Genomic DNA, 16,551 nt, shown 5'->3' on the forward strand with positions numbered 1-16,551 from the left:
ATGCGGGTTGAAACACTAATCACCAATAAACTGCAGCAACATTTTGCGCCAGTGCATTTAGAAGTGGTGAATGAGAGTAATATGCATAACGTGCCTGCAGGCTCTGAAAGCCACTTTAAAGTAACCATTGTAAGTGAAGCATTTGAAGGAAAACGCCTGCTACAACGCCATCGTGCGGTAAATCAGTTGTTGGCAGAAGAACTGCAAAATGAAATTCACGCCTTGGCGATGCATACTCTTACTCCAGCGCAATGGGCTGAGCAACAGCAAGTACCTGATTCTCCACAGTGTCGTGGCGGACAATAGTTAAAACACTGCATCAAATAAGGATTGTTTAATGCGGGTATATATAAAAGTGGCGCTATTGGCGCTGCTGTTAAATGGCTGTTTAGACCGCACTGCAGAGCAGGGTGAGTCTCAACCGGTTGAACACACATGGACTTTAGTGACTTCGTGGCCCAAACATTTACCTGGTTTAGGCTCAACGCCCGACCGCTTTGCCGAAGAAGTGGCCGCCATGAGCAATGGCCGTATGCAAGTAAATGTATATGGTGCTGGTGAACTCTATCAGGCTCTCGAGGTATTTGAGGTGGTGTCTGAAGGTAAAGCTGAGATGGGCCATAGTGCTGCTTACTATTGGCAAGACCAGCTACCTGCTGCTGCTTTTTTTAGCTCTGTACCTTTTGGTATGCGAGCCAAAGAGCTTAATGCATGGCTTTATCTTGGTGGGGGTTTAGAACTGTGGCGAGAGCTATACGCTCCGCATAACATCATTCCATTTCCGGGCGGCAATACCGACGCGCAAATGGGTGGCTGGTACAATAAAAAAATCACTAAGATAGCTGATTTTAAAGACTTGAAAATGCGCTTGCCTGGCTTGGGAGGGCGAGTCCTTGAGCTAGCTGGCGGACAGCCGACTAATTTACCCGCTGGGCAGCTTTATACTGCTTTGCAATCTGGTGAGTTAGACGCGGTTGAGTGGGTAGGGCCCTACAACGACCTAGCGTTTGGTTTTCATAAAGTAGCTCCTTACTACTATTACCCAGGCTGGCACGAACCCAGTACCACCTTAGAATTTGTAATAAACCAAGATGCTTTTGCCGCCTTGCCTGCTGATTTACAACGAATTGTTGAAAATGCCACCAAAGTCGTTAATCAAGAAACCCTTAACGAATATGTGGTCTACAATATAGAAGCGCTCAATGTGCTGGCCAACGAGCATGGCGTAGAGGTATTGGCTTACCCCGATGACGTGCTTGCTTCGCTTAAAAGTTACAGTGTTGAAGTGATCCAAGAGTTAGCCCAGCAGGATCGGTTCTTTGAAAAGGTTCTCAATAGTTATCAGCGGTTTCAATTTGGCGTACTTAAGTACAATCAAGTGGAGCTGGATCCAACAACCTTAGAATAGGCTAAAAATTACCACAAAATAATTATGGTGATATGTCAGCAATTTGAGCTTTGTTTGGTGGAAGCATGACTTGTTTTACAAGTCTGTTAACAATCCGCTAACACTTAAGTCGAATAGGTTAGGTTTTTGGCCTTTTTCTTTGGAGAAATAGGATTAATTGGTGCTAGAATACACGCGATTTCTGTGTCTTGTTAGTTAAATGTCTAAGACTTGTTAGCTGAACTACCCAATTTTGAGTACAAAAGTTACGCAGAAATCATCGCTCGTCTTCCGACCCAACACATGTGTAAGAGAGTATGATTACAATAAATAAAGGACTGGATCTGCCGATAAAAGGCGGTCCCAAACAGCAAATAGTAGACGCGTCTATTATTACCAAAGTTGCTGTACTCGGAGAAGATTATGTAGGCATGCGTCCTACAATGAAAGTTCGAGTGGGTGACGTGGTAAGCCAAGGTCAGACGCTGTTCGAAGATAAGAAGAACCCCGGCGTTGTATTTACTGCACCTTGTGCTGGCGTTGTTCAAGAAATTAACCGTGGTGCCCAACGTGTATTGCAGTCTGTTGTTATTGAAAAACAAGACGGCGATAGTATTGATTTTGGTGCCCTTAGCGATGCAGAAATCGATAGCGCAGATCGCGCTACGATTGTAGACAAGTTAGTTAAGTCAGGCCAATGGGTCGGCTTACGAACTCGTCCATACAGCAAAGTGCCAGCAGTAGACTCAGAACCTTCTGCCATTTTTGTTACCGCCATCGACACTAACCCTCTCGCTGCCGATCCAAAAGTAGTAATTGACCAAAACGAAAGTGCTTATTTAACAGGCTTACGTGTTTTGTCTCGTTTAACTGCTGGGGAAGTATTTGTTTGTAAAGCAAACGATAGCTTGCCTAAGTCGGATGCAGCCCGTGTTGAAGAGCACGAATTTGCTGGTCCACATCCAGCAGGATTAGCTGGAACACATATTCATACCTTAAAACCTGCTAGTGCTCAGCGCACAGTTTGGACGCTTTCTTACCAAGAAGTGATTGCATTTGGTCACCTGTTTGCTAGCGGCAAAATTTACAACCAACGTGTTGTTTCTTTGGCTGGTCCGGTGGTTAAAGAGCCTCGTTTAGTGCGTACCGAGTTAGGCGCTAACGTTGTTGAGTTGACCGATGGAGAGCTGGTTGACGGCGAGCACCGCGTTATCTCTGGCTCAGTGCTTATGGGTAATCATGCTACTGGTCCTCACGCTTATATTGGTCGTTATCACCAACAAGTTGTTGCGCTGGAAGAAGGCTATGAGAAAGAGTTTATGGGTTGGGCTGTGCCTGGTACCAGTAAGTTCTCGTTAGCGCGAATATTTATCTCTGGCCTTAATAAGAGCAAATTGTTCCCATTCACAACAACTACCGGTGGTAGTGCGCGTGCAATGGTGCCAATTGGTCAGTATGAGCGCATTATGCCGCTAGATATTTTGCCTACTCTATTGCTTCGAGATTTGTTGGCTAATGATACCGACAGTGCTCAACAACTAGGTTGTTTAGAGCTAGATGAAGAAGATTTGGCACTGTGTACCTTTGTGTGTCCTGGCAAATACGAGTACGGCAGCGTGCTACGTGATTGTTTGACCAAGATTGAGAAGGAAGGTTAAGCATGAGCAGTATGAAAGATTATATTGAAAAGATTGAACCGCAATTCTTACCTGGCGGTAAGCATGAAAAGTGGTTCGCTTTGTACGAAGCTATCGCGACGTTTTTATACTCGCCAGGCTTGGTAACTAAGAAAAATACTCACGTACGTGATGCGATTGACTTAAAACGTATCATGATTTTTGTTTGGGTTGCGTTAATGCCAGCTATGTTCTTTGGCATGTACAACGCGGGTATCCAAGCTAACGAAGCAATTATTGCTGGCGCAGGAACTGTGCCTGACGATTGGCATGGCGCGCTGATTAGCATGCTAGGTGTTCCAACGGGCGCTGAAGCTGGCTGGATAGCGTCGATGATATATGGGGCAATTTTCTTTTTGCCTATTTATCTAACCGCTTTCGCCGTAGGTGGCTTTTGGGAAGTATTGTTTGCTTCTGTGCGTGGTCATGAAGTTAACGAAGGTTTCTTTGTTACCTCTATCTTATTTGCACTTACACTGCCTGCAACCATGCCGCTTTGGCAAGTAGCCTTAGGTATCACCTTTGGTGTTGTAGTGGCGAAAGAAGTATTTGGTGGTACTGGTAAAAACTTCTTAAACCCTGCTTTGGCTGGTCGTGCTTTCCTATTCTTTGCTTACCCAACTGCCATTTCTGGTGATGCGGTATGGACCGCGGTAGACGGTTACTCTGGCGCAACAGCGTTGAGCGTAGTTGCAGCAGAAGGCATGCAAGGTTTGGTTGACCAAGGTATCTCTTGGAGCGACGCATTCTTTGGCTTTATTCAAGGTTCAAGTGGCGAAACCTCAACCTTCTTGTTAGCGCTAGGCGGTTTGTTCCTCATCTTCACCCGCATTGCATCTTGGCGCATTGTTGCTGGTGTATTGGTTGGTATGGTGATTAGCAGCTTGCTATTGAACATGGTTGGCTCCGACAGCAACATGATGTTCCAATTACCTCCTCATTGGCACTTGGTACTTGGTGGCTTTGCATTAGGTATGTTCTTTATGGCAACCGACCCAGTATCAGCTTCATTTACTAACAAAGGTAAATGGTGGTACGGCGGCTTAATTGGTGTGATGGTGGTGTTAATTCGCGTAGTTAACCCGGCATTCCCAGAAGGCATGATGTTGGCAATTTTGTTCGCTAATTTGTTTGCTCCAATTTTTGACTACTTTGTAGTTCAAGCCAATATCAAACGGAGGCTTGCTCGCGATGGCCAGTAATGATTCCTTAGCCAAAACCATTAAGGTTGTTGTTGGCGTAAGTTTAGTATGTTCAATTGTGGTATCTCTTGCGGCAGTTGGCCTACGTGGCATGCAACAACAGAATGCGGTTGAAGATAAGCAGAAAAACATTCTAGCAGTATCTGGCGTAGCGCTAGATGGCCGAAATGTAGCAGAAGTTTATTCGCAGGTTATTGAGCCGCGGGTAATTGATATCGAAACCGGTGAGTTTGTTGCTCAAGACCAAATTGACCCAGCGACTTTCGAACAACGTAAATCAGCGAAAGATCCTGCTACTAGTATTCGCTTATCTAGCGATGAAGATATTGCAGGCATTGTGCGTCGTTCTAACCTTGCTAGCGTGTATCTTGTTAAAGATGCTCAAGGTGAAATTGAACGGGTTATTTTGCCAGTACATGGTCGTGGTCTTTGGTCAACAATGTACGCTTTCTTGGCTATTCAGCCAGACGGCAATACCGTTGATGCGATTGTTTACTACGACCAAGGTGAAACGCCTGGTTTAGGTGGCGAAGTAGCTAATCCTTTGTGGCAAGACAAGTTCATCGGTAAGAAGCTGTTTGATGAAAGCGGCAATACTGCGATTTCTGTGATTAAGGGTAGTGCTCCGGCTGATTCACTTTACGAAGTGGATGGTTTATCGGGTGCAACACTTACCAGTAACGGTGTCGATGCTACTTTCAAGTTTTGGTTAAGTGATAAAGGCTTTGGTAAGTTCCTTGCCAAGTTGCAACAGGGAGGCCTAAACAATGGCTGATGCTAAGGAAACCAAAAAGGTTCTATTTGGGCCTGTTTTTGCAAACAATCCTATCGCGCTGCAAGTGCTTGGTGTTTGTTCTGCATTAGCGGTAACCAGTAAGTTAGAAACTGCGTTTGTAATGACCCTAGCCGTAATTGTTGTTACCGCATTCTCTAACTTGTTCATATCTATGATTCGTAATCACATTCCTAGCAGTGTGCGAATCATCGTTCAAATGGCGATTATTGCTTCATTGGTAATTGTGGTAGACCAAGTGCTTAAGGCAGTGGTTTACGACATTTCTAAGCAGCTCTCGGTATTTGTTGGTTTGATTATTACCAACTGTATTGTAATGGGCCGTGCTGAAGCCTTCGCAATGAAAGAGCCACCGTTTAAATCCTTCTTAGATGGTATTGGTAACGGTTTGGGCTATGGTGCAATTTTGATGTCGGTAGGTGCGGTTCGTGAACTATTTGGTTCAGGCTCACTATTTGGTATTGAGATTATGCCGCTAATTAACAATGGCGGTTGGTATCAACCAAATGGTCTGTTGTTATTGCCTGCTTCGGCGTTCTTCATTATTGGTTTGTTGATTTGGGCTTTGCGCACCGCATACCCAGAGCAAGTAGAGCCGAAGGAGTAATCGAGTGGAACATTATATTAGTTTGTTAGTTCGCTCTATTTTCATTGAAAATATGGCTTTAGCTTTCTTGCTAGGTATGTGTACCTTCCTAGCGGTTTCTAAGAAAGTTAAAACTGCATTTGGCTTGGGTGTAGCGGTTATTGTGGTATTGGGTATCTCAGTACCAGTAAACCAGCTTATCTACTTCAACTTATTAGCTCCTGGTGCGTTAGGCTGGGCAGGCTTGCCAAATGCTGATTTAAGCTTTTTGGGCTTCATTACCTTTATTGGTGTTATTGCTGCGTTAGTACAGATACTAGAAATGGTATTGGATAAATACTTCCCGGCTTTATACCAAGCGCTAGGTATTTTCTTACCCTTGATTACCGTTAACTGTGCCATCTTTGGTGGTGTGTCGTTTATGGTTCAGCGTGAGTACAACCTTGGCGAATCTTTGGTATACGGAATAGGTAGTGGTATTGGTTGGATGTTAGCCATTGTGGCGCTAGCCGGTATTCGTGAAAAGATGAAGTATTCAGACGTGCCAGACGGCTTACGTGGTTTAGGTATTACCTTTATCACTGTAGGTTTAATGGCAATGGCGTTTATGTCGTTCTCAGGCGTTCAGCTTTAAGACGGCCAATAACTACAAGGAAAATTAGTCGATGGAAATTATTCTCGGCGTAACCATGTTTACCTTGCTCGTCTTGGCTTTAGTAACAATCATTTTGTTTGCTAAGTCTAAGCTGGTAAGTTCTGGTGACATTCAAATTTTAATTAATGATGATCCTGCCAAGGCGATTACTACTCAAGCGGGTAGCAAGTTGCTGGGTGTATTAGGTAATTCAGGTATCTTCGTATCTTCTGCTTGTGGTGGCGGCGGCTCATGTGGTCAATGTCACGTACACATTCATGAAGGTGGCGGCGATATTCTTCCTACTGAATTAGATCATATTAGCAAGCGTGACGCAGCAACAGGTTTGCGTTTAGCTTGTCAGGTAAATGTTAAGCAAGACATGAAGATTTCTTTACCAGAAGAAATTTTTGGTGTGAAAAAATGGGATTGTGAAGTTATTTCTAACGATAACAAAGCAACCTTTATTAAAGAGCTTAAACTACAAATTCCTGATGGTGAATCAGTTCCATTCCGCGCTGGTGGTTACATTCAAATTGAAGCCCCGGCTCACCACGTTAAGTACTCTGACTTTGATGTAGAAGAGCAATACCGTGGCGACTGGGAGCACTTTGGTTTCTTCAACTTAGAATCTAAAGTTGATGAAGAAACCATTCGTGCTTACTCAATGGCTAACTACCCAGAGGAAGAAGGCATCATTATGTTGAACGTGCGTATTGCTACGCCGCCGCCAAATAACATGAGCCTACCTTGCGGTAAGATGTCTTCATACATCTTTAACCTAAAAGCGGGTGACAAAGTTACTATCTCGGGTCCATTTGGTGAGTTCTTCGCGAAAGACACTGAAGCAGAAATGGTCTTCATCGGTGGTGGTGCTGGCATGGCGCCAATGCGTTCACACATCTTTGACCTGATGAAGCGTTTGAACACCAAGCGTAAAGTTAGCTTCTGGTACGGTGCGCGTTCACGCCGTGAAATCTTCTATGAAGAAGACTTCGATATGTTGGCCGGTGAGAACGAAAACTTTGAATGGCATGTTGCGCTATCTGATCCTCAACCAGGAGATGATTGGGAAGGTAAAACAGGCTTTATTCATAACGTTCTGTTTGAAAACTATTTACGTGACCACGATGCCCCAGAAGATTGTGAGTACTACATGTGTGGTCCTCCAGTGATGAATGCTGCCGTTATTAACATGCTTAAAGATTTAGGCGTGGAAGACGAAAACATCTTGCTTGATGACTTTGGTGGCTAAACCGTGAGTTTAGTGAAGCATTATTGGCTAGCCCTGCTTGGGCTAGCCTTTTTTATTAGTGGCTGTAGTGAGCAAGACAATTTGTATACCTTACAAATTGAAGGGCGCACTATGGGAACCTATTACCAAATTAAGTTAGTTGAACCTAAGGCTAAGCTGCCAGAGGGCGACCAGCTGCAAGCTAAGATTGACCGTGTTTTGCAGCAAGTTAACCAAGAGATGTCTACTTATATTGCAGATTCTGAGCTATCTCGCTTTAACCAGCATAGCAATGATGAAGCGGTGGCTATTTCAGATAATCTAGCTTTGGTGATTGATGCCTCTTTGCAGCTCTCAGAAGACTCCAATGGTGCTTTTGACGTAACCGTTGGTCCATTGGTTAACTTATGGGGTTTTGGCCCTGAGGGTCGCCCTGAGAAGCGACCTAATGATCAGTTGCTCGATCAGACGCGTGCTAAAATTGGCTATCATCACTTAAGTTTGAATGCTGGCAAACTGTCTAAAGACTTGCCAGAACTTTATGTGGACTTATCTGCCATCGCTAAAGGGCACGGAGTAGACCGTGTTGCCGATTTGCTGGAAACTGAAGGCTACATGAACTACATGGTAGACATTGGTGGCGAGCTACGTTTAAAAGGTCACAATGACCAAGCCATTGGCTGGCGGATTGCTGTAGAGAAGCCCTTGGCTGAACAGCGTGCGGTACAAAAGGTGATAGCTCCGGGTGATAACGGTTTAGCGACATCGGGTGATTACCGAAATTATTTTGAGCAAGATGGGGTCAGATATTCACACACCATCAACCCAAATACCGGTAAACCGATTGCCAATCATATTGTTTCGGTAACAGTGATTAGTGAGACCAGTATGATGGCCGATGCTTACGCCACCGCATTTACCGTGATGGGCGTGGAGCAAGCAATGGAATTTGCTGAAGCGAAGCAGCTAGCTGTGTATATTATCGAGAAACAAGAGAACGAATTTGTTGAGCATATCAGCGCCAAATTTGTGCCTTTTGTAGTCCAATAACAGATTAAGGAGTCGTAATGGCTTATTTTTTGGTGACATTCATTTTCTTCCTGGTGGTTATTGCAGCCATGGCTGTGGGCTACATTTTCCAGAAGAAAACCATTAGTGGAAGCTGTGGTGGTATTGCTTCTTTAGGCATTGAAAAAGTGTGTGACTGCCCTGAGCCTTGCGATAAACGCAAAGCCAAAATGGCCTTGGTTGAGCAGAAGAAAAAAGCCCGCCAAGCTATGTTAGATGAACATCGTATTATCTAAGGCTAGCGGCTTTATCAATTGTCAAAAAACAGCGCTTATGCGCTGTTTTTTTGTTTTAGTCTCCTTTGGCGACACCTTCACGCCTTGGGTCGGCTGCACCGACTAACTTATCAGGGTAGATCCTAATTCCTTGCAGACCTGAGGTCATGTCTTTGATTTTGGTTTTGTAACCTAAGGCTTCCAATGCAGCTTGCTGGTCTGCGGCGGCTGTATTGACTTCTAACTCAAAAGTGCCAAAGCGATTATTTAAATGTGGTTGCTCAACGGCTTGTTGTAGGCTCATTCCCCAGCTTAAATGATTAACTAAACTCTGCGCGACATAGCCGATAATGCTGCTGCCTCCCGGTGAGCCAATGGCTATTATTGGCTTTTCGTTCTCCATCACGATGGTTGGTGCCATAGATGAGCGAGGTCGTTTATTAGCTGCCACGGCATTCGCCACTTTCTTTCCGTTTTTCTCAGCGACAAACGAGAAGTCAGTAAGTTGATTGTTTAGCAAGAAGCCTTTTACAAATACTCTCGAGCCAAAGGCATTTTCAATGCTACTAGTCATCGATAATACGTTACCCTTAGCATCCACAATACTGATGTGAGTAGTAGAGGGAAGCTCGAGGCTCTCATCTTTGCTGCGATAGGCGCTTAGTGGCAACTCACCGGGGCTTACCGAGGTTAATGCTTTATCACCACTTAACAACTTAGCGCGTTTAGCGAGGTACTCAGGGCTTAGTAAGCCGCTCAGTGGCACGTCGACAAAATCACTATCAGCTAGGTAGGCGCCACGGTCTGCAAAGGCTAGGCGAGAAGCATCGCCAAGAATACGCCAGCTTTGTAGATTGTTTGGCCCCCAATCAGCCAAGGGGTAATGCGCAGCAATTCCAAGGATCTGTCCCACAGTGCTTGCGCCTGAGCTAGGTGGCCCCATGCCACAAACTGAGTATTGGAAGTAAGCAGAGCAAAGCGCTGGGCGTTGTTTTACTTGGTAGTTGGCAAGGTCTTTCTCACTAAGCAAGCCGGGGTTGTCATTGAGCTGGCTGACCGCAGCAACTATCGCTTTAGCTGTCTCGCCTTGATAAAAGCCTGAAGCGCCTTGCTCGGCGATCAGCTGTAAGGTGTTAGCGTAGTCGGGGTTTTTGAGTAAGTGGCCTTCGCGCAAAGGCTCGGCTGCGTCATCAAAAAAATAGTCGCGGCTGCTTGGGTAGCGACCTAAGCGCTCGGCATCGCCGGCAATGAGTTTAGCTAAGCGGGGACTTACTCGAAAGCCTTCTTTGGCCAAGCCTATCGCCGGTTTAAACAAGTCTTGCCAATTGCTGCTGCCATAGCGTTGATGCATTTCTTCAAACAACGCAATTACTCCAGGTGTGCCTACTGAGCGCCCGCCCACCACCGCGTCATAAAACTTTAGTGGTTTACCTTGCTCGTCCAAAAATAAACTGGCATCGACTTTTGAAGGCGCCGTCTCACGCGCATCAAAGGTGGTAAGTTGTTGTTTGGAGGCATCGTAATACACCACAAAAGCCCCGCCTCCAATACCTGAAGATTGCGGTTCAACCAAACCAAGCACGCTTTGCACGGCAATCATGGCATCTACAGCTGAGCCTCCAGCTTTTAATACCTCGTAACCAGCTTCTACAGCTAATGGGTTTGCCGCCGAAACCATGAATTTTTTGGCGCTTACCTCAGCCTTCGCTTGAACTCCGCTGGCCTGTTCTGGAGCAAAAGCATCGGCGCTTTGGCTGTTTGAGTGGCTAACATTGCTTAGCAATAAGGTAGAAGCGATAAGACTGCGAATGAACATGATACGTCCTTTTTATGGAAGCTATTTAGCCAGTGTAGCAGCCCAAATATTAATCGCCATATGTAGTTTATCTCTTTGAAATTTAGATGCTTTTTTAACTTGGCTTTGGCGTGGCGCAAAGTGGTGACGCAGATAGGCGACAGCGCCAAGGCGCGCGGTTGGCCAGTTCTTCGTTATGAGCTTGTTTGGCTGTCGCTTATTGGCGACATATAGAGTGGGTTAAATACTCTATTTGTTTGTTAACTGTCTGTTTTTATTGATTATTTAAAAGTTGGTTCACACTTTGCTATATGTACCCTCGTCAACCGCTGATATTAGTTAGCGGCCATTTAGTGAAGTAGATGTTTAACAAGGAGTTTCTTATGAACTTGAAGTATAGCTTTCCAGTGTTAGCGCTATTTGTAGCCAGCCTAGCCTCGGCGAATAGTGAAGTGTTCAAAGACCTAGATACCAACCAAGATTTGGTGGTAAGCATGGAAGAAGCTGCCGAACTACCAATCCTTACAGAAGTATGGAGCGAGCTTGATACAGACCAGGATGGTGTATTAAGCCAAGCAGAATTCATTAACCTTGAAATTTCCGTTCAACCTGAAGACCCTGAAAACAGCGAAGTAGCTGAATAGTTAGTTCCTTTATGTTTTCGTGAACCGATCCAATTTTAGGACGCTGTCGGGGGCCAATTTTTCTGCGATTTGGTCTAGTTTGTAGCAGTTTTAATCCTCGATAATTTTCCAGCGCTTAAGTCTGTGCTAGCTTAAGCGCCTTTTTTTTCTTTATAGTGAGCTACGTTGCGGCACTGCTACGTTAGCAAACAAAATTCCCGCCACAATCGACATAAAAATCAAAAATGTTTGCGACCCAATATTGGGGATGCTCACCATTGACTCGCCCAATACCAAAGAATTTAAGCTGATATACGCTTTACTGCCTGGCACCAGCAATACAATGCCTTGTAACAATACTACCGAGGCCGGCGATTTAGTTAATTTGGCAAATAGGTTTGCATAAACACCGACGATAAATGCCCCAACAAAAGGGCCTAAGGCTTCACCTAGTTGGGCGCTACCTGCAAAGGCGGCGGCATAGGCAATGACTCCTGAAAGAATGCCCCAAGGTAAGTCTTTTGCACGTACTTTAAACACCACGCTAAGGCCTAATGATAACAGCACCACGCCTAGCCACTTAATCCACCAAGTGCTAACAAAGCTAGATTGAAGGTCTACTTGCCCCCAAATTAGCGCACCAAAGGCCATGCCTAGCACCGCGCCAAAATAGAGCTTAAACAACACCATTATGCCGTCCATTACCCTAGCGGTGCCCGATATAAGCTCGCGCGCCGCTAACTCGCTTAAACCAAGGGTGAGCGATAAGCCGGGAATGAAAATAATGATTGCTGAAAGCACTACTATGGGAATGTTTAAATCCGGCACAAACTGAGAAATAGCCACGGCCACAAAGGAGCAAAGCAGAGCCGCTACAGGCTCTAGCGCTTCATGTACACCTTTAGAATGCTCGGCGCGATAAGCCAAATAAAATGAAATACAACTGAGCAAGCACGACCAAATAATGGTGCTCCAATTGGCAGACATTAACATGGCAAATGCGCCGCCAGTTATCGCAAAAGCTAAGCAGGTAACCCAAGGCGAATGCAAGGCCGGTTGATTAGCCATTTGATTTAGCCGCTCTATGGCCTCGGCTAAGCTGACTTCTTCTTCCGTGACCTTTTTTACCAACTGATTGGTGCGCGCCAATAAACCCAAATCAATTTCGCCGGGTTTTACTCGCATTACATAATTGTATTCTTGAGTATCATCCGGTGCCCACAGCACGAAAGTGAGAGAGGTGGGAGTCACTAAAAAATAGCCATTAAGCCCAAGAGTCTCGGCCACGTTACTCAAGTGGGTTTCAAGGCGAAATGCTGGCGTACCATATTTGTGTAAGGCCTTGCCCAACCTGATAATGAAATTACGTTTTACTTCAAAGCTTGACTGTTTCAATGTGGAGGCTAATTCTAAAAAGCAGATGCTTAATTGTATCTCACAGATTGGCGTTTGGTGTAGTTGCCTTGAGATAAAAAACTCCCTCTGGTGTTTTAAACAGAGAATTTTTCCTATTTTTTAATGAAATAGCGTACAGAATCGGCCTGATCATTTATCATTTACAGTTAGCTAATTATTCTTACGTGCTGTCTCGGAGGACACCATGGCCGCTGGTAAATATTTACGTTGGAAGGACGAAAACGGAAACGAATTTCGTCCAGTTTCAATATCGGGTAACGCATTGCTTAACGATCGTACCTTAAACAAAAGTTCAGCTTTCAGTTTTGAAGAGCGCGAAGCCTTCAACTTAGCGGGCTTGTTGCCACCAAAACCGCAAACATTTGAAGACCAGTTAAAGCGGGTTTACCAAGGCTTTTTAAGTGCCTGTAGTGACATTGAGCAGTACCAGTACCTTCGTGCACTGCAAGACAGAAACGAAACCTTATTTTACGCCTTGGTATCGCGCCACATTGAAGAAATGGCGCCGATTATTTATACCCCAACAGTAGGTAAAGCTTGCCAGGAGTTTAGCCACCGCTATCAAAAAGATCGCGGTCTATACATTACCGCTGAGAACGTGGACCAAATGGGCGAGATGGCGCGCCACTTTGCTGGTAAAGATATCAAAATTATAGTGGTTACCGACAGCCAAGGTATTCTCGGCCTAGGTGATTTAGGCATTGGTGGTATGGGCATCCCTATTGGTAAGCTGTCACTGTATACCCTAGGTGCTGGTATTCACCCTGCACGTTGTTTGCCAATTGCGCTTGATGTAGGGACCGACAACCAAGACTTGCTTAACGACCCAATGTATTTGGGTCTTCCGCAAAAACGGATGCGTGGTCAAGAGTATCAAGACTTTATCGAGAAGTTTGTGGCGCAAACTAAACTGCATTTCCCAGAGGCAGTGTTGCAATGGGAAGATTTTAGTAAGTCTAACGCTTTCGATAACTTATCTAAGTATGAAGACGAATTGCCATCGTTTAACGATGATATTCAAGGCACTGGTTCAGTGGTATTAGCTGGTGTGATTGGTGCTACTAAAATTAAAAACGAAACTCTTGGTGAGCAAGTTTATGCGGTGTATGGCGCAGGTGCTGGCGGAGTAGGCGTGGCCGACCAAATTTTTGCTGGTTTGCTTAAAGAGGGCATCAGCCATCAAGAAGCCCGTGACCGAATTTTCATTTTAGACTCGCGTGGTGTGGTATTTGATAATCGTGAAGGTCTCGACGAATACAAAAAACGCTACGCTAAACCATTTAGCCTAGCCGAAGGATGGAGCCTAGCTGAAGAAGGCAAAGCCAGCTTAGGCGAGCTTATCGACAATACCCCAGTCACCGTATTGCTTGGCTGTAGTGGTGTGGGTGGCGCGTTTAAAGAAAGCCATGTGAAGAAAATGCTGGAATACACCGAGCGCCCAATGGTGTTCCCATTATCTAACCCAACCGACAATTGTGAAGCCTTGCCAGAAGACGTATATAAATGGACCAATGGCCAAGCCATTGTTGCTACCGGTAGCCCTTTTGATGATGTTGAATACAATGGCAACTTGTACCGTATTGGTCAGGGTAATAACGTATTTATCTTCCCGGCTGTTGGTCTTGCTACGATTGTGTCTGGCGTTAGCAAAATTACCATGGAAATGTTTACTACTGCTTCTTTTGCCTTGGCAGAATATGTTTCTCAAGAAGACCTCGACAGTGGCTGTGTATTCCCAAGAATGCGTGAGCTAAAAGACGTTTCTGGTTTTGTGGCAAAAGCCATTTTGAAACAAATCCAAGAGACCGATCCGCAAGGCTGCTTGAGCGGTAAAGATATTGATCAAGAAATTGCCGAACACATGTGGGAGCCTATTTACCTGCCTTACCGCAGAGTGTAGTGCTTAGCTGGCTTAATTAAGCTAACTAAACTCAATAAAAAAGGAGCCTTCAGGCTCCTTTTTACTTTTTTTTTAGCTGCTAAGTTTAATTACTTAGTGCCAATTTCCCAAACAGTTAAAGAACCGCTTACTTCGTTACCCACTAATAGTAGTGGCTGACTGGTTGGGCTATCTGCCGCTGCAACAAACTCTAGGCTTTCTGGGGCTAAGTCACCAATACCGTCATCAACACTTAAACCTTCTGTTAGGTTACGGTTAATTACGTAGGTTTCAAATTTGCTGTTATATGGATTGGTTACGTCGTAAACCATAATGCCGCCCATGCGCTCTAGGCCAATAAAGGCGTAGGTTTTGTCGCCAACAGTGCCAACGGTTAACGCTTCAGGTTCCGCACCTTTGTTTTCAGAGCGAGAGTCACCTTCGTTTTCATCGTCACCGTTGTTAAAGGCATTGCCGTGAAGTGCTGCAGTGATGCGGCCGATCTCATCGCCAGAATCGAATACCACTAAACCATTTTGATCCCACACAGTAAATGAGCGAGCACCGTAGGCTACTGCTGTTTCGTATTCGCCATTTCCATCGGCATCGCCTAGTACATTAGTTACACGTAGGCCATCAATTTCGCCGCCAGCTTGCAGAGCTTCTAGCTTAGAACCTGCTTGAGCAGTAAGGTTTTTCAGTTTTACTTCTTCAGTAAAGGCCAAGCAACCGTCATCTTCATCGTAATCTTGACCACCTGCAGCAGTACATGCCGCTTCGTCGGCTACGTCAAAGAAGTACTCGCGAGCGTCACCTTCGTTGGCGGTAATTAGGAAGGGGGCGCCATTCCAGGTGAAAGAGGCAATAGTGTCTGGCATGTAAGCGCCATATAAACCGTCATATTGGCCAAAGCTTACTGTGCCGTCTTCGTTACCGTCAAAGTTTAAACCTGACCAGTCTTTATAACCCAAGCCAATAATTTGCACGCTGTTATCGCTCAAATCAACAATGGCTAAGCCGTTGTTTTCTTGAAGGGTTACATAAGCCATGCTGTTGCTAGCGGTAATGTATTCAGGCTCTAAATCTTGTGCAACAGTGGTGGCAATCACTTGTCCATGCAAGGTGCGACCGCTTGGGTTAGGAAAATGCAGTCCCTTGGCTTCAAGCTCACTTTGCATGCCGTTAAAGCTAGTGAAGTCGATGATAGTAGCGCTAGTTGCTGGCGTACCATCGGTGATGTTAATTACTGCAATTGAACCTTCAGGATCGTTGTTGTAATCGCCGCTTGGCTCACCTTCGTTAGCTACTATCACTTTGCTACCATCAGGTGTGAAAGTTACCATATCAGGCAAGTTTCCTACTTCAACAGCACTTAGGAATACTGGAGTGCCAGCGTTTAAACCATTGTAGAAAACAATGAAGCCATTGTTGGCTTGGGCGTCGGCTTCAATAGCTACTGCCATTAAGTCATCATGCACGGCGATGCTGTTGGCACCGCCCAGCGCTACGCCATTGGCTTCGGTAGGTAAAGTCAGTGGGCTTGCGCTTAGGTTAGTATCGCTTGTAGGAGCGCTTAGTTGCTCAGAACTAAGGCCAGAAGCATCAACCATCTCAACCGTTGCGTCAGAGCTATTAATGGCATAAATAGTTTGAGTAGCTGCGTGGTATTGCAGGATTTCTGCTGCGCCATCTGGGTTTAATACTGCACGACCCACCGGATTTAGGGTGATGCCGTTAATAGCATCAGCGCCTGGTTCACCGTTTAAACCATTTGCACCATCGTCACTGCTACATGCTGTTAATGTTAGGCTTGAAATTACAGCCAATGAAACCAAGCTCTTCTTGAGCATCATCTTATATCCCTATAAATAGTTACAATTCGTAGGGCATTTTGTGTACTCAATGTGACTTTACGATGACGAAAATATGACAATCACTAAAATATTCCAATAAGGTATTTAGAGAATTTAGGCCTGAATAATGCTGTAGTGAATACATTGTAACCAATTGAATTTAAAGCCTATGTTTTTGTTGTTAGTGGTG

At 45.1% G+C, this 16,551-nt stretch carries 15 protein-coding genes; 12 read left to right on the forward strand and 3 right to left on the reverse strand.

Features of this window, described 5'->3' with window-relative positions:
* The 10 genes from G6R11_RS05755 (at position 1) to nqrM (ending at position 8,816) form a co-directional block, all read left to right on the forward strand.
* On the forward strand, positions 1 to 306 hold the full coding sequence (locus G6R11_RS05755) for a BolA family transcriptional regulator (RefSeq protein ID WP_163132135.1): 306 nt from the start codon (positions 1 to 3) through the stop codon (positions 304 to 306).
* Between the two features lie 31 nt (positions 307 to 337).
* Entirely contained in the window at positions 338 to 1,408 is a 1,071-nt protein-coding gene (locus tag G6R11_RS05760; protein WP_163132136.1) for a TRAP transporter substrate-binding protein, read from the forward strand.
* Between the two features lie 296 nt (positions 1,409 to 1,704).
* Entirely contained in the window at positions 1,705 to 3,045 is a 1,341-nt protein-coding gene (locus tag G6R11_RS05765) for a Na(+)-translocating NADH-quinone reductase subunit A (protein WP_163132137.1), read from the forward strand.
* 2 nt (positions 3,046 to 3,047) lie between these two features.
* A complete protein-coding gene (locus G6R11_RS05770) occupies positions 3,048 to 4,265 on the forward strand; it encodes an NADH:ubiquinone reductase (Na(+)-transporting) subunit B (RefSeq protein WP_163132138.1) in 1,218 nt (405 codons plus the stop codon).
* Positions 4,255 to 5,040, forward strand: a complete 786-nt coding sequence (locus G6R11_RS05775) for a Na(+)-translocating NADH-quinone reductase subunit C (RefSeq protein ID WP_163132139.1) — start codon at positions 4,255 to 4,257, stop codon at positions 5,038 to 5,040. Before G6R11_RS05770 ends, G6R11_RS05775 begins: the two co-directional genes overlap by 11 nt.
* Positions 5,033 to 5,665: an NADH:ubiquinone reductase (Na(+)-transporting) subunit D gene (locus tag G6R11_RS05780; protein ID WP_016400315.1), complete on the forward strand. Its 633-nt coding sequence runs from the start codon at positions 5,033 to 5,035 to the stop codon at positions 5,663 to 5,665. The genes G6R11_RS05775 and G6R11_RS05780 overlap by 8 nt, the downstream gene beginning before the upstream one ends.
* 4 nt (positions 5,666 to 5,669) lie before the next feature.
* Positions 5,670 to 6,278, forward strand: a complete 609-nt coding sequence (gene nqrE / locus G6R11_RS05785) for an NADH:ubiquinone reductase (Na(+)-transporting) subunit E (RefSeq protein WP_163132140.1) — start codon at positions 5,670 to 5,672, stop codon at positions 6,276 to 6,278.
* A gap of 31 nt (positions 6,279 to 6,309) precedes the next feature.
* Positions 6,310 to 7,533, forward strand: a complete 1,224-nt coding sequence (gene nqrF, locus G6R11_RS05790; RefSeq protein ID WP_163132141.1) for an NADH:ubiquinone reductase (Na(+)-transporting) subunit F — start codon at positions 6,310 to 6,312, stop codon at positions 7,531 to 7,533.
* Between the two features lie 3 nt (positions 7,534 to 7,536).
* A complete protein-coding gene (locus tag G6R11_RS05795; RefSeq protein ID WP_163132142.1) occupies positions 7,537 to 8,562 on the forward strand; it encodes an FAD:protein FMN transferase in 1,026 nt (341 codons plus the stop codon).
* Positions 8,563 to 8,579: 17 nt separating this feature from the next.
* Positions 8,580 to 8,816: a (Na+)-NQR maturation NqrM gene (nqrM, locus tag G6R11_RS05800; RefSeq protein ID WP_163132143.1), complete on the forward strand. Its 237-nt coding sequence runs from the start codon at positions 8,580 to 8,582 to the stop codon at positions 8,814 to 8,816.
* Between the two features lie 55 nt (positions 8,817 to 8,871).
* Here nqrM and ggt read toward each other — a convergent pair whose 3' ends face one another.
* Complete coding sequence (gene ggt, locus G6R11_RS05805) at positions 8,872 to 10,611, reverse strand: gamma-glutamyltransferase (protein ID WP_163132144.1); 1,740 nt, start codon at positions 10,609 to 10,611, stop codon at positions 8,872 to 8,874.
* A 362-nt stretch (positions 10,612 to 10,973) separates the two neighbouring features.
* On the opposite strand from ggt, the gene G6R11_RS05810 reads away from it, so the two are divergent.
* Complete coding sequence (locus G6R11_RS05810; RefSeq protein ID WP_016400309.1) at positions 10,974 to 11,234, forward strand: hypothetical protein; 261 nt, start codon at positions 10,974 to 10,976, stop codon at positions 11,232 to 11,234.
* 150 nt (positions 11,235 to 11,384) lie between these two features.
* Here the strand turns inward: G6R11_RS05810 and G6R11_RS05815 are convergent, their stop codons facing one another.
* A complete protein-coding gene (locus tag G6R11_RS05815) occupies positions 11,385 to 12,608 on the reverse strand; it encodes a threonine/serine exporter ThrE family protein (protein WP_163132145.1) in 1,224 nt (407 codons plus the stop codon).
* Positions 12,609 to 12,813: 205 nt separating this feature from the next.
* Between G6R11_RS05815 and G6R11_RS05820 the strand changes: the two genes are divergently transcribed.
* On the forward strand, positions 12,814 to 14,529 hold the full coding sequence (locus G6R11_RS05820) for an NAD-dependent malic enzyme (RefSeq protein ID WP_163132146.1): 1,716 nt from the start codon (positions 12,814 to 12,816) through the stop codon (positions 14,527 to 14,529).
* An 89-nt stretch (positions 14,530 to 14,618) separates the two neighbouring features.
* On the opposite strand, the gene G6R11_RS05825 is transcribed toward G6R11_RS05820, so the two are convergent.
* Positions 14,619 to 16,358, reverse strand: a complete 1,740-nt coding sequence (locus G6R11_RS05825; RefSeq protein WP_370525642.1) for a choice-of-anchor I family protein — start codon at positions 16,356 to 16,358, stop codon at positions 14,619 to 14,621.
* Between the last annotated feature and the right edge of the window lie 193 nt (positions 16,359 to 16,551).

The sequence above is a fragment of the Agarivorans sp. Alg241-V36 genome, from assembly GCF_900537085.1.
In the GTDB taxonomy this organism is placed as follows: domain Bacteria; phylum Pseudomonadota; class Gammaproteobacteria; order Enterobacterales; family Celerinatantimonadaceae; genus Agarivorans.